This window comes from Agromyces sp. GL_144, from assembly GCF_057834305.1.
In genome coordinates, this window is sequence record NZ_CM174399.1 from 568,805 (window position 1) to 582,927 (window position 14,123).

Annotated in this window: 12 protein-coding genes and 1 tRNA gene; 5 read left to right on the forward strand and 8 right to left on the reverse strand. The window is 68.2% G+C overall.

Features of this window, described 5'->3' with window-relative positions; all coding sequences use genetic code 11:
* Positions 1-79 precede the first annotated feature (79 nt).
* From AC3IPY_RS02470 to AC3IPY_RS02495, 6 genes are all read right to left on the reverse strand, one after another.
* Positions 80-739 (reverse strand): DsbA family protein, encoded by a 660-nt coding sequence (locus AC3IPY_RS02470; protein WP_489186432.1) that lies wholly within the window; start codon positions 737-739, stop codon positions 80-82.
* Positions 740-806: 67 nt separating this feature from the next.
* On the reverse strand, positions 807-1,544 hold the full coding sequence (locus AC3IPY_RS02475) for a cytochrome c biogenesis CcdA family protein (protein WP_489186433.1): 738 nt from the start codon (positions 1,542-1,544) through the stop codon (positions 807-809).
* Positions 1,541-2,173 carry a TlpA family protein disulfide reductase gene (locus tag AC3IPY_RS02480; protein ID WP_489186434.1) on the reverse strand — a complete coding sequence of 211 codons (633 nt, stop codon included), beginning with the start codon at positions 2,171-2,173 and terminating at the stop codon, positions 1,541-1,543. The genes AC3IPY_RS02475 and AC3IPY_RS02480 overlap by 4 nt, the downstream gene beginning before the upstream one ends.
* Before the next feature lie 7 nt (positions 2,174-2,180).
* Complete coding sequence (locus AC3IPY_RS02485) at positions 2,181-2,666, reverse strand: signal peptidase II (RefSeq protein WP_489186435.1); 486 nt, start codon at positions 2,664-2,666, stop codon at positions 2,181-2,183.
* A gap of 47 nt (positions 2,667-2,713) precedes the next feature.
* Positions 2,714-3,064 (reverse strand): ArsR/SmtB family transcription factor, encoded by a 351-nt coding sequence (locus AC3IPY_RS02490; RefSeq protein ID WP_489186436.1) that lies wholly within the window; start codon positions 3,062-3,064, stop codon positions 2,714-2,716.
* A gap of 17 nt (positions 3,065-3,081) precedes the next feature.
* Entirely contained in the window at positions 3,082-3,690 is a 609-nt protein-coding gene (locus AC3IPY_RS02495; protein WP_489186437.1) for a cadmium resistance transporter, read from the reverse strand.
* A gap of 125 nt (positions 3,691-3,815) precedes the next feature.
* Between AC3IPY_RS02495 and AC3IPY_RS02500 the strand changes: the two genes are divergently transcribed.
* The gene (locus tag AC3IPY_RS02500) at positions 3,816-5,819 is read left to right on the forward strand and encodes a heavy metal translocating P-type ATPase (RefSeq protein WP_489186438.1); all 2,004 of its coding nucleotides are present in this window, start codon (positions 3,816-3,818) and stop codon (positions 5,817-5,819) included.
* A gap of 195 nt (positions 5,820-6,014) precedes the next feature.
* Complete coding sequence (locus tag AC3IPY_RS02505; RefSeq protein ID WP_489186440.1) at positions 6,015-6,479, forward strand: YdeI/OmpD-associated family protein; 465 nt, start codon at positions 6,015-6,017, stop codon at positions 6,477-6,479.
* 180 nt (positions 6,480-6,659) lie between these two features.
* Here AC3IPY_RS02505 and AC3IPY_RS02510 read toward each other — a convergent pair whose 3' ends face one another.
* Positions 6,660-7,049, reverse strand: a complete 390-nt coding sequence (locus AC3IPY_RS02510; RefSeq protein ID WP_489186442.1) for a heavy metal-responsive transcriptional regulator — start codon at positions 7,047-7,049, stop codon at positions 6,660-6,662.
* 101 nt (positions 7,050-7,150) lie between these two features.
* Between AC3IPY_RS02510 and merA the strand changes: the two genes are divergently transcribed.
* The 3 genes from merA (at position 7,151) to AC3IPY_RS02525 (ending at position 13,173) form a co-directional block, all read left to right on the forward strand.
* On the forward strand, positions 7,151-8,527 hold the full coding sequence (merA, locus tag AC3IPY_RS02515) for a mercury(II) reductase (protein ID WP_489186443.1): 1,377 nt from the start codon (positions 7,151-7,153) through the stop codon (positions 8,525-8,527).
* Positions 8,528-9,462: 935 nt separating this feature from the next.
* A tRNA-Met gene (locus tag AC3IPY_RS02520) sits at positions 9,463-9,538 on the forward strand.
* A gap of 242 nt (positions 9,539-9,780) precedes the next feature.
* Entirely contained in the window at positions 9,781-13,173 is a 3,393-nt protein-coding gene (locus AC3IPY_RS02525) for a DUF5107 domain-containing protein (RefSeq protein WP_489186444.1), read from the forward strand.
* Positions 13,174-13,220: 47 nt separating this feature from the next.
* On the opposite strand, the gene AC3IPY_RS02530 is transcribed toward AC3IPY_RS02525, so the two are convergent.
* On the reverse strand, positions 13,221-14,087 hold the full coding sequence (locus AC3IPY_RS02530) for an AraC family transcriptional regulator (protein WP_489186446.1): 867 nt from the start codon (positions 14,085-14,087) through the stop codon (positions 13,221-13,223).
* Between the last annotated feature and the right edge of the window lie 36 nt (positions 14,088-14,123).

Sequence of the window (14,123 nt, forward strand, 5' to 3'; positions counted from 1 at the left end):
CCGTTATCCGGGCAGGCCTGGGCGGTGGCAAACACCTTGATCAGCTCCGACTTCCTGCTCTCTGTAGCCCGGCTGCCTGTTACTCGGCGAGTGCCTTGTCGAGTGCGGTGCGAATGTCTTCCGGTGAGGTGAGGGGGATCATCTCGTCGTTGATGAAGAGCGTCGGAGTGCCTTCGGCGCCGAGCGCGACGGCGGCGTCGAAGTCGAACTGCACGCGCGCTTCGGTTTCGGGGTCGGCTACGGCCCGATCGTAGGCGTCCAGGTCAAGGCCGAGATCGTCGGCGTATTGCCGGAAGAGGTCAGCCTTGGACACTTTCTGCTCACCCCACTCACCTTGGGTCTCGAACATCCGTTGATACATGTCCTCGAACTTGCCTTGCGCGGCGGCGGCCTCGACGGCGATCGCGGCGTTCCTCGAGTTGAAGTGGCCGGGCAGTGGGAAGTAGCGGGTGACGAATGTCACCTCACCGGCGTACTCGTCGCGAAGCTCTTCGACGAACGGGTACACGGCGCCGCAGACCTCGCATTCGAAGTCGAGGAACTCGGTGAAGGTGACTTTGCCGTTCTCCGCGGTGTCCAGTCGGTGGCTGTTCTCTGCCACTACCGCGGTGCCCGGCGTTCCGCTCTCCGCGGTTGCAGCCGGCCGTGGCTGGTTGAGGGCTATCGCGGCCACGACGCCGGCCATCGCGAGGACCAGTGCGCCAATGACGCCGATCTGGATCTTGGTACTGCTCTTCACGTGGCGAGGGCCTTTCCTAGGAGCGCGGCGCGGCCGCCGTTGTGGACGACGACTACTTCGCGTCTAGCTAGATGGGTGTGGTGAATCCGGTCATGACGCTCTGGAGCCGGTAGATCCATTCGGTCCAGATTCCGGTGACCATGGCGAGGCCGATCAGGGTGAGGAGGGCGCCGCCGGCGAGGTTGATGGTGCGGATGTGGCGTTTGAGGAAGCTCATGCTGCGGGTTGCCCAGCTGAGCCCGAGGGCGACGAGGAGGAAGGGGATGCCGAGGCCAAGGCAGTAGAAGAGCCCGAGGAGCGCTCCTCGCCAGGCGGAGCCAGACTCGAGGCTGAGCGCGGAGATCGCGGCGAGCGTGGGGCCGAAGCAGGGGGTCCATCCGAGCCCGAACACGATGCCGAGAACCGGCGCCCCGGCGAGACCGGTCGCGGGCGTCCACCGCGGCTTGACGGTCCGCTGGAAGGCGGGGAACTGCCCGATGAACACGAGTCCCATCACGATCACGAGGACGCCGAGGATGCGGGTGATGGGGTCCTGCCACTGGATGAGCCAGGATCCGAGGGCTCCGAACGCCGCGCCGTACGCGACGAACACCAGCGCGAAACCGGCGACGAAGAGCCCCGTGCCGAGGATGAGCCGCTTGCGGTCGCCGGCTGCGCTCGTCGTGGTGTTGCCGCTCGCGTAGGCGAGGTAGCCGGGCACGAGCGGCAGGACGCAGGGGGAGGCGAAGGAGACGAGCCCGGCAAGGAGCGCGATCGGGATCGCGACGACGAGGCCGCCGCTGAAGACCTGTTCTCCCCAGTTCATTCGGTGGGCTCGTCAAGGATGGATTCAACTAGGGCGGACAGGGTGGCCTGGCTGCTGAGTTGTCCGAGGATCCGTGCGGCGACGCGGCCGCTCCGGTCGAGAACGAGGGTGGTCGGGACGGCGTTCGGCGCGAACTCCCCGGCGAAGGCGAGGGTCGCGGTGGCGTCGGGGAGGTCCATGATCGAGGGGTAGGTGACCTCGTACGTTTCTGCGAACGCCTTCGCGGTGTCTGCTTGGTCGCGGACGTTCACGCCGAGGAACGCGACGTCCTGGTCGGCGTACTTCTGGTGGACGGCCTCGAGGTCGGGGGCTTCGGCGCGGCACGGGGCGCAGCCGGCGTACCAGAAGTTCACGACGACGACCTCGCCGGCATAGTCGACGGCGTCGACCGTGGCGCCGGTTTCGGTGGTGCCGGTGAACTCGATCGGGGCGCCGCGTTCGCTGGGTGGGAGTTCGGTGATGGTGCCGTCGCCGGCGATGTATCCCTTGCCTGAGCCCTCGCGGTATTGATTTGCCAGGCCATCGTTCGCGCATCCCGCAAGTCCGGCCGCCAACAGGAGGGCGGCAGTGACGGCGCTAATCCGCCGCCAGGCTCGGCTCGGCGAAGTCGGGCGGATGTTCGTGGGCACGGATGTCTCAGCTGGCTGCGGGCTCATGGGCCACTTTCACTGGCTCGCCATGGCGGACTGACACGAGCGTGAGGGCCCAGAGTGCCATGCCGAGGACGGTGAGGACGTCGCCGAGGTTGAAGATCGCGAACCAGTCGACCGCGATGAAATCGACGACGTGACCGGACAGGAACGTTCCGTCGCCTCTGGTGAGGCGGTCGGACATGTTCCCCCAGCCGCCGGCTGCCACCGCGGTGAGCAGCAGTGTCCCGAGGAGGGGGCTGCCGCGGAAGAGCCGGGAGATGATCCACCCGGTCAGTCCCAGCAGCAGGGCCAGGATCCCGATCGCCATGGCCGGCCCGGATTCGCCGCCGAGCCCGAAGGCCGCACCGGGGTTGAACGCGAGGCGAAGCGACACGGTCGGGAGGATCGGGATCGCGTTGCCGTCGGCGAGGGTGTTGAGTGCCCACAGCTTGGTGAACTGATCCAGGGTGAAGCCTGCGATGAGCACCACTGAGACCAGTAGCGCCTGGAGCATGATGCGTCGCGCCGGAGAAGGCGTCATCGTGCCGCCGGCCCGTAGTTCTCGCACAGGACGACCGAGTCGCCGGCCGCGTCGAGCAGCCGTTCGGCCGAGAGGAGCATGTCGATCAGCTCGGGGTGGGCGAGCGAGTACAGCGAGGACCGGCCCTCGGGCCGGACGTTCACCAGGTCGCAGTCGCGCAGGCAGGCGAGGTGCTGGGACACGGTCGATTGTGCCAGTCCGAGGTGCTCGGTGATCTCGACGACCTTCTTCTCGCCGCGCATCAGCAGCTGCAGGATGGCGAGGCGCGCGGGGTCGGCGAGGCCGTGGAACAGTGAGACCGCGGGCTCCAGGGCCGCCCGATTTGCAGGAGACGTCATCATCGTCATAAACCGATGATACCGGCTTACGCGAGGACGCTGATCAGGCGCGGGATGACGCCCGATTCGATCAGGATGAACAGGCCGAGTCCGATGAATACCGCAGGGACGAGCCAGTGCTCGATCTTCTCGAGCGTCTCGGTGACCTTCTTATGCGTGCCGATGACGCGCCCGAGAAGGCACCACACCCCGACCAGGACGAGGAACACGATGATCGTGATGGCCGTGTCCGTCGGGGAGATCGTCCGGAATACGGGCGTGTACAGGGAGATGTTGTCGGCGCCGTTGGCGATCGTGATCCCGGCGACGCCGAGCAGTCCGACCGCCTTCAACGCGGATTCCGTCTCGTCGTCGTCGCGACCATTGCGGAGTCCACGGATGAGGCCGATGACGCCGATGACCAGTGGGATGAGGCCGAGGAAGCCGACCCACTCGTCGGGGATGATGGTCAGGCCGAGCGCGGCGACCACGCTGATCGCGACCAGGGTGATGAAGCCGAGATACTGGCCCAAGACGATCTGCCACGGCCGTGGGCCGCCGCGGGTCGATGCGAGGAACAGCACGGTGAGCACGACGATGTCATCGATGTTGGTGGCCGCGAACATGCCGGCGGCCGTGAGAATGGTGGCGGGCATCGATTTCCTCGGTTCGGTATCCAGCAGAGCCTACGATGTTATCGTCAGTTACCGATGCAATCCAACCGGCGTTGACGGACCTCCGTGCCGATACCGACTGGACACTCCCACTCAGAGAGCGAATGATGAGCGACCTCGCGAACGCACCCAAGGACTTCGATCCGCACTCGGACCGCACCCGCACCGCCGCCGGGCAACACGACGAGGATCACGACGATGACGATGACGATGACGACGTCGAGCACATATGGCAGGTGAATGAGATCCGCCTCGGCGTCCTGTCCGGAGTCCTGCTGCTGGTCGGGTTCCTGCTCGGGCTGGCCGGGTTCGAGGTGTGGGAGTTGTGGCTGAGCATCGCGGCGCTTCTCGCCGGCGCCGCCACGTTCGTGCCCGGGACCATCCGGAAGCTGTTCAAGGGCAAGATCGGCATCGACACGCTCATGACCGTGGGCGCGGTCGGCGCCGCCGCACTCGGGCAGTTCGAGGAGGCCGCGACCCTCGCGTTCCTCTACTCCCTCAGCGAGGGCCTCGAGGAGTACTCCGTCGCGCGGACCCGACGCAGCCTCCGCGCACTCCTGGACCTCGTGCCCGACGAGGCCGTCGTCCGGCGTGATGGCGTCGAGCAGTCGATCTCCCCCGCAGACCTGTTCGTCGGCGACGTCATGCTCGTCAAGCCCGGCGAGCGGCTCGCGACCGACGGGATCATCCGCACCGGCCGCACCGCCCTGGACCTGTCAGCGATCACCGGTGAGTCGATGCCCGTCGAAGCAGCCCCGGGAGATGAGGTGTTCGCCGGCGCGATCAACGGAACCGGGGCCCTCGAGGTCGAGGTGACGACCACCGCTGAGAACAACTCGCTGGCCCGGATCGTGCACATCGTCGAGACCGAGCAGTCCCGCAAGGGCGCCACCCAGCGGCTGACCGACCGGATCGCGAAGCCGCTCGTGCCCGGCATCCTGATCCTCGGCGCGCTGATCGCGGTCCTCGGCGCGATCTTCGGGGACGACCCGGCATTCTGGATCGAGCGGGCGCTCATCGTTGTCGTCGCGGGCGCCCCATGCGCGCTCGCGATCTCCGTCCCGGTGACGGTAGTCGCCGCCGTGGGCGCCGCGAGCAAGCACGGCGTGCTCATCAAGGGCGGCACGGCGCTCGAAACGCTCGGAAAGGTCCGCACGATCGCGCTGGACAAGACCGGCACCCTCACCCGCAACCAGCCCGTCGTCATCGACGTCGCCACGACACCGGGCCGCACCCGCGACGAGGTCCTCACCCTCGCCGCGGCGCTCGAGGCCCGAAGCGAGCACCCACTCGCCCAGGCGATCCTCGCCGCGGCCAGCACCACGCCGGATGCTGCCGATGTGACGGCGGTCACCGGTGCCGGCCTGACCGGGACCGTGGACGGGCAGCCGGTTCGGGTGGGACGGCCCGGTTGGGTCGAGCCCGGCGAACTCGCCGCCGATGTCGCCCGCATGCAGGGCGCGGGTGCCACCGCCGTGCTCGTCGAACGCGACGGTGCGGTGCTCGGCGCGATCGCCGTCCGGGACGAGCTGCGCCCCGAGTCGGCCGAGGTCGTCGCGACCCTGCGCCAGCGGGGCTACTCGGTCGCGATGCTCACGGGCGATAACGAGGCGACCGCCGAGGCGCTCGCCCACGAAGTCGGCATCACCGAGGTCCACGCCGATCTGCGGCCCGAAGACAAGTCGCGCCTGGTCGGCGAGCTCCGCGGCGCCGGCCGCACTACGGCCATGGTCGGCGACGGCGTCAACGATGCCCCCGCCCTCGCGACCGCTGACCTCGGCGTCGCCATGGGCGCCATGGGCGCCGACGTCGCGATCGAGACCGCCGACGTCGCGCTCATGGGCAACGACCTGCGCCTCCTGCCCGGCGCGTTCGCGCACGCGCGCCGCACGCGCCGGATCATGCTGCAGAACGTCGTCGTTTCCCTCATCCTGATCGGCGTGCTCATCCCGCTCGCCCTCTTCGGCGTGCTCGGGCTCGCCATGGTCGTCCTCATCCACGAGGTGTCGGAGTTCGTCATCATCCTCAACGCGCTCCGCGCAGCACGGTCCAAGGATCTTCGTACCATCGGCGCGCCCGAGACTGCGGCCGCGGTGCCCGCACATCCCTAACCCATCTCGCAATCAATGCCGCACCACCCTTCGATGCAGCCACAACCCATCGATTGTGACCGACGTGGGAACGGTGATCATAGCCCCGATCCGGCAATGGTCGGTGCGCGTTGGCCAGGACCACCTACGGGGAAGCTCGGCCGACGGCCTCTCTGTGCCAGCGCGGGACAGTCTGGATAGTGGCAGGCTGATGCCGTGAGTGAGCAGCGGAGGTTCCGCACCACGGTTGCTGTGGATCGGCAGGGGCGAACGCGGGTGCCGATTCCGTTCGACCCGGATGAGTCATGGGGCGCCAAGCCTCGCCATCCAGTGACGGGTTCCGTGGCGGGCCGGCCCATGCGCGGGGTCGTCGAGAAGCGGGAGGGAGGGCCGGTCATCGCGCTCGGCCCAGCTTGGTGCAGGGTCGCGTTGCGTGACGGTGCCGAGGTGGAGGTGGTGCTGGAGCCGGAGGGACCGCAGCGCGCCGACCTGGCCCCTGACATCGCCACCGCGCTCGATGCTGCTCCGGATGCGGCCGCGTTCTTCGACTCGCTCGCGCAGTTCTACCGCACAGCTTGGCTGCGGTGGATCGACTCGACGAAGCGCCGACCGGATCAGCGCCCGATCCGGATCGCCGAGATGGTTCGCCTGCTGCAGCAAGGACACAAGGAACGACCCTGACGGAGCACTTCATTCTCGCTGTCGGCTGCGAGATCAACGCTCGGACCGATGCCGGGGGAACCGCGATTTTGACCGCACTGGGGTTCGAACGGCCGTAATCAGGGTCGGGCGGACCCCTGTGACGGCGGGAGTCGCCGCAGTACTCCCGTGACGGACGCCTGGACATCCGGGTGGAATTCGCTAAAGGTAACGGCAGATCGACTCGGGATCGCAAGTCTCTGGCCCGACCGTGGCGGCCTGGATCCTGAGGTCGGCGATGTTCGATCGCAACGCCTGCAGTTGAGTGATCTGGTCGTCGATCTCCTCGAGTCGACGGTCTAGGAGATCCCGCACATGCGCGCACGGCGAGCTGCCGGCGTCGCGAACGTCGAGGATCTCCGCGGTCTGCGCGAGTGTGAGCCCTGCTGCCCGGGCGCGATCGATGAACTCCAGCCGCTGCACCGATTCGTCGCTATAGCTGCGGTAGCCGGCAGGTGTCCGTGCCGGCGGATGCAGCAGCCCACGCTCCTCGTAGTACCGCAGCGTCGACGGTCTCGTCCGCGCCTTCTCCGCGAGCTCTCCGATCCGCATCGCACGCACCTCCACCCTCCGCCTTGACCTTCAAGCGTGCTTGAAGGTCCATTCTGTCGTACGTGGCCAGCAGCACGGCCGGTGAACACCCAGGAGGCATCATGACCAACGACAGGCACTTCGATCTCGCCGTCATCGGAACCGGTGGGGCGGCGATGTCCGCCGCGATCCACGCCCGCCTCGAAGGGGCCAGCGTCGTCGCCATCGAACGCGGTACCCTCGGCGGCACCTGCGTGAACGTGGGCTGTGTCCCCTCGAAGACCCTCCTCGCCGCTGCGCACGCCCGCCATGCCGCCCGCACGAACCCATTCGCCGGCGCCCCAACCGATGCCGGTGATGTTGACCTCCGCGCGCTCATCCATCAGAAGGACGAACTGGTCGGAATGCTCCGCGAGACCAAGTACGCCGACATCGCCGCCGCCTATGAGTTCGACATCCTTTCCGGCACCGCGACCTTCACCGACCCGGGAACCCTCCTCATCGACGACCAGCCCATCCGCGCCAGCGCCTATGTCGTCGCCACCGGTGCCGAACCCCAGGTTCCCGCCATCCCCGGACTCGACCAGGTCGACTACCTCACCTCGACGACCGCGATGGAACTGGCCACCCTGCCCGCCTCGCTGATCGTGATCGGCGGCGGCTACGTCGGCCTCGAACAGGCACAGCTCTTCGCCCGTCTCGGAACGACGGTCACGATCATCGGCCGGCTCGCTCCCCACGCCGAACCCGAGCTCTCCTCTGAACTGCGCAAGGCGTTCCTGGCCGACGGGATCACCGTCATCAACGACCGCGCCACCGCGGTCACCGAAACGGGCGGCCGCGTCATGGTCACCACCCGCACCGGGAAGACAGCCACCGGCGAACGCATCCTCGTCGCGACCGGCCGCACCCCACGCACCGACGGCCTCGACCTCGCAACCGCGGGCATCACCACCGATGAACGAGGCTTCATCATCGTCGACGAGCAGCAGCGAACCACGAACCCGGCCGTATTCGCCGCCGGCGACGTCACCGACGTGCCCCAATACGTGTACGTCGCCGCGATGGCCGGGAAGATCGCCGCCCGAAACGCCCTCGGCCACCACGAGCACGTCGACTACACCGGGCTCCCCTCGGTGCTGTTCACCTCACCCCAGCTCGCCTCCGCTGGTATCACCGAGACTGAAGCCCTCGCGGCCGGATACCGATGCGCATGCCGCTACCTCCGACTATCCGACGTGCCCCGAGCCATCACGAACCACAACACCCGCGGCGGCATCAAGATCGTCGCCGATGCCGACACCGGACAAGTCCTCGGCATCCACGCCCTCGCCGAAACAGCCGGCGAAATGATGCTCGCCGCGACCTACGCCATCAAAGCCGGATTCACCGTCACCCAACTCGCCGACACCTGGGCCCCATACCTCACCATGGCCGAAGGCATCCGCCTCGCCGCAAACCTCTTCCGCAACGAACTCCCCACCTCCTGCTGCGCCTAACACCGAACAACCGCACAACCCTGGGGCCACTTCAAACCGTTAACCGAGCCAACCAGGTCGACAAAGCCATCGCCACAGGTGTCCGTATGACGATCCTTGGGCGGTGTTCGCGCTCAAGCGGAGCAGCTCGACGGCAACAACTGACCGCGATTCCCGTATGCCCTGCCCGCGACAGTGTCCAGGTGACGGGGCGCCAAATGCTCCAGCGAGAAAGGCGAAGGTCTACGGGTGCGACGTCATCGACGGCAAGGGGGCGGCCGACTTAGATCCGGCGCCCTGGGCAGGTCGGGACGAGGTTTAGCTTCCGCCCGGTAGCCTGCGCACCGCGCTCGCCCAGACCCAGGTGAGTTGTTCGTGCGTGTCGTCAGATGCACGCCATCGGACAAGCACCGCACCGTCGGTCCAAGCGATCGCCTCACCGCTCACAACACGGGGTTCCTCGTAGACAACTCGGTATCGGACCCAAGCCTCGACCTGAATCGGTTCCCTCGCTTCAGTTCGCCGCCCGGTACCTACGAGTTCCTCTGTCGAAAGAGAAATCGGCGTCCCGCGGAGTTCGTCGGCTCGAAGAGCTCGCTCGATGTTGCGATCGAGAGGGGAGCGATATCGGCGATTCTGAGTCATGGCGTCAGCCGATTGACGCGTGCTTGCCCAGATGCGGTTGCCGCAAGATCAGCGCCTGCGGGCTTCAAGATGGACTTCCAACATGGCCTACTTTCGAACGTATATTCGAATGGTAGTCCAGTCTCGGAGATCGGGAGTTCGCAAGAACGGTGTGCCAATCGTGCCGCCGCACCGCGAGCGCAATAGCCCACAGCCTTGACGTCTGGTGCGTGCTGACCACATTCTGACCACACTCGAAGTCAAAATGGGTGAGTATCGAGCATCTGCCGTGATCATCGAAGCGCGCCATAGAGCGGACTTCCTGCCAGAACGGCTAGGGCATGCGCAACCGATACGAGCACACGGCTCATAATCGTGGTGTCGCGGGTTCGAGTCCCGCCCTCGCTACAACAGCCCTGGATTTCATCGCGAAGTCCGGGGCTTTCGTGTTCTCCGCTGCTCACCCTTCGAGAAGGGGTGTCATCCGGTACGGGATCACCTGGCGCAGGAACACGCTCGTGCTCGTGCGCAGGACGCGCCGGTCGATCGCGTCGAGATTGCAATGCTCCGGAGCCCGCGCCATCGGATCGTCCAGATGCTGCGTCGAAACACGCATTCCGCCGGGCCCGCCGCGTTTGTAGCATCCTCGTATGCTCAACGCCGATCTCCCTCTGCACCTCCCGGAAACGCCCGATGACCAGCGCGGCCGCGCCGTGGCCGCGTGGAGCGAGGCGGTCGAGATCCGCACCTACGAGCCGGGCGAACCCGCGGGCATGCCGGCATTCCTCGAGACCCGCGTCTACCAGGGCTCGTCGGGCCGGGTCTACCCGCTGCCGTTCATCGAGTCCGTCGCGACCGAGCCGATCTCGAAGAGCTGGGAGGCCGTGCATCTCGAGAACGAGTACGTGCGGCTCATGATCCTGCCCGAGATCGGCGGTCGCATCCACATCGCCGTCGACAAGGCCACCGGTGGCGACCTGTTCTACCGCAACAACGCGATCAAGCCGGCACTCGTGGGTCTCGCAGGCCCATGGATCTCGGGGGGCATCGAGTTCAACTGGCCCCAGCACCATCGCCCCGGCACGTTCCTGCCGATGGACTGGACCATCGAACACGAGCACGACGGCTCCGTCACCGTCTGGTGCTCGGACCATGACCCCTTCGAACGGATGAAGGGCATGCACGGCATCCGGCTGCGCCCGGGCAGCGCGGTCATCGAGGCACGCGTGCGCCTGTTCAACCGGACCCCGCTCACGCAGACGTTCCTGTGGTGGGCCAACGTGGCCGCCCGCGTGCACGACGACTACCAGTCCTTCTTCCCGACCGACGTGACGATGGTCGCCGACCATGCGAAACGCGCGATCAGCGCGTTCCCCGCAGCCGACCGGCCGTACTACGGCATCGACTACCCGGCGCGGGCCGATGCCTCGAACGCCGAGTTCGTCGGCGTCGACGCGGACCGGCTCGACTGGTACCGCAACATCCCGGTTCCGACCTCGTACATGTGCGTCGGGAGCGCAGACGACTTCTTCGGCGGGTACGACCATGATGCCGGTCTCGGGTTCGTGCACGTCGCGGACCACCGCATCGCCCCTGGCAAGAAGCAGTGGACGTGGGGCAACGCGCCGTTCGGCTGGGCCTGGGACGACAACCTCAGCGATGGCGACGGTCCGTACATCGAACTCATGGCGGGCGTGTACACGGACAACCAACCCGACTTCTCGTACCTCGCCCCAGGCGAGACCAAGACCTTCAGCCAGTACTGGTATCCATTCCACGACATCGGGCCGGTGCAGCAGGCGAGCACCGAGGTGGCCGCGCGACTCACCGTCGAGCCGGTCGGCGATGCGGGATCGCCGCCCGTGGCACGCATCGGCATCGCGACGACCCGCGAACGCCCCGCACTGCACGCAGAGCTCCGCGACGCCGCCGGCGCCGTGCTCTGGCACACGACCGAGCGAGTCGCGCCGGGCGTCGCACTCAGTGCGGAGATCGAACTCGCAGCCCCGGGGCCGGTCGAGCTCGTGATCACGGATGCCGATACCGAGCTGCTGCGATGCTCCACGGCCGAGCGCCCGAGCGCCGAACCCGTCGAGCCGGCGACCGAACTGCCGGCACCCGAGGACATCGACTCCGCCGACGAGCTCTACCTCGCGGGGCTGCACCTCGCCCAGTACCGCCACGCGACCCGTTCGCCCGAGCCCTACTGGGAGGAATTGCTGCGCCGCGATCCGCTCGACTCCCGCGCCAACGTCGCGCTCGGCGAGCGCCGCCTGCGCGCGGGGCGGCTCGACGACGCCGAGCGGCACCTGCGCGCGGCGATCGCCCGCGAGACGCGACGCAACCCGAACCCCGCCACGGGCGATGCGCACTACCTGCTGGGTCTCGTGCTGATGGCGCGGGGCGAGCGGGAACCGGCCTACGACGCGGTCGCGAAGAGCCTCTGGAACGCCGCGTGGCGTGTGCCGGCCCGTCTCGCGATGGCACGGCTGGACGCGGCCGGCGGCCGCTGGGCTGCCGCGCTCGCGAACGCCGACGAGGCGCTGCGATTCGAGTCCGAGCAGTTGCAGGCGATCGCGATCGCCGCGATCGCGCTTCAGAGGATCGGCCGCGAGGCCGAGGCGGAGCGGATGCTGCGCCGAGCCGCGGCGCTCGATCCGCTCGACCTGTGGATCAGGGACCTGCTCGGCGAGCCGCCGTCCGGGGCCGAGGCGCACCACCTCCTCGACCTCGCGGGAGAGTACGCCGACCTCGGGCTCGAGGGTGAACGCCTTCGCGTGCTCGATCTGGCCGTCGATGCCGCGCTGCGGCATCCGGTGCCGGGCGCCGGCAACGCGCTGCCGCTCGTGCACTACCACCGGGCGGAGGCGCTGCGCCGATTGGGCAGGACCGGCGACGCCGACGACGCCCTCGTCGCGGCCCGCGAATCCGACGCCGCGGCTGCGTTTCCGGGCGGACTCGCCGACGCGCTCGTGCTCGAGCGGGCGCTCGCGCGCGACGAAGCCGACGCCCGTGCGCACGCGCTGCTCGGCCACTGGCAGTACTTCCATCGCCGCCACGCGGACGCGATCCGCCACCTCGAGGCATCCGCGGCCCTCGATCCAGGCGATGCCGCGGTGCACCGCGGGCTCGGGCTCGCGGCGTACAACGTGGCACACGACGGGGTGGCCGCCGCCGCTCACTACGCGCGTGCGCTCGCACTCTCGCCCGAGGATGCGAAGCTCCTCGTCGAGGCCGACCAGCTCGCGCGGCGCAACGGGGTCGCCCCCGAGGAACGCGAACGGCGGCTCGCTGCCCGGCCCGCCGTCGTCGCCCTCCGCGACGACCTCACGATCGCCTGGGCTGAACTGCTCACGCTCACCGGCGAGCCGGAACGGGCCGTCGAGCTCATCGCGAGCCGTCGATTCCACCCATGGGAGGGTGGCGAGGGCGAGGTGCTCCGCGTCTGGACGCTCGCCCAGCAGTCGGTCGCCGGCCGCATGATCCGCAGCGGCGAGGCCGAGGGCGCGGTGGCGGCGTTGCGCGCCGCACTCGTGCCGCCCGCGAACCTCGGCGAGGCGCGGCATCCGCTCGCGAACTGTTCCGACGTGCTGCTCGCGCTCGGCGACGCGCTCGAGTTCGCCGGGCATGCCGACGAGGCACGTGCCGCCTGGGCCGCCGCCGCGTCGAGCGCCGGCGACTTCACGACCATGCTCACCGTGCCGTACTCGCCGATGACCTACTTCTCGGTGCTCGCGGCCCGCAGGCTGGGCGACGATGCGACGGCGGCTCGGCTGATCGACGGACTGCGCGACTACCTCGCGGGCAAGCGCGTCGAGGTGCCCTCGATCGACTACTTCGCCACCTCGCTCCCGTCGATGCTGACGTTCATCGACGACCCGCAGGTCGGTCACCGGGCCCTGATCGACCTGCTCGACGCGCAGGTCGCCCTCCTCGAGGGGCGCGATGAGGACGCCATGGTGTTCCTCGAAGCGCGCCGCGACGCGGACCCGGCCGATCCGCTCGCCCGCACGCTGCTCGCCGATGCGGTCGCGCCCGCCTGAATCGGGTCGACCACGCGGATGCCACGGCGCTGCGCCGCGGCATCCGCTCACCCCTTGTGCTGGTTGCGGTAGTCGCGCGGCGTGACGCCGTGCACCTTCTTGAACTGGCGCGCGAAGTAGAACGAGTCGGGGTACCCGACGGCGGCGGCGATGGAGGCGACGGTGTCGTTCGTCGTGTCGAGCAGCTCACGCGCCTTCGCCATGCGCAGCATCGTCTGGTACTGCAGCACCGGCGTGCCCAAGTGCCGCTTGAACAGCGCGCTGAAGTGCGAGGTGCTGAGCGAGGCGACCGCGGCGAGTTCGGCGACCGTCACGTGCTCGGCGAGGTGCGTGCGCAGGTAGTCGGCGGCCTGCTCGACGACATCGGTGGAGTCGGCCGCACCCTGGCGATCGGCGGCCAGCAGTGTGAGCACGTGCCAGGCTGCGCCGGCGGCGGCGAGCAGGCTCGGGGTCGTCGAGTCGCGTTCGTTCCACGCGACGACCTCGGTCATGAGCGACACGACGTGATACAGGTTGCTCACCCGACGCACCGGGTGGTGCGCCGTCATGCCCGACACGCGCAGGAAGGCCTCGAGGTCGGGTCCCGTGACATGGAACCACCACAGCGTCCAGGGGTCGTCCTCGTCGGCGCCGTAGCCGTGCGGCAGACCCGGCGGGAGGATGACGACCTGCGATGCGCTGACATCGAAACGTCCAGCCGGAGTCTCGCACCAGCCGCGACCCTCGACGCAGACGAGCACCACGAGCTGCGCGAGGGGGGTGTGCCGCACCCGTCCGTGGGATTGCGCCTGCGGAAAGTATCCGCAGTCGGTCACCACGAGATGAGCCGTTCCCGGCTGCTGGAGGAACTCGCGCACACGTGGGCGCGGGAGGACGAGCATTCGCTGGCCGGGGAATCCGTCTGGGATGAGCACCGGATGATTCTGCGCCTCGGATCGTCGTTCTGTCCA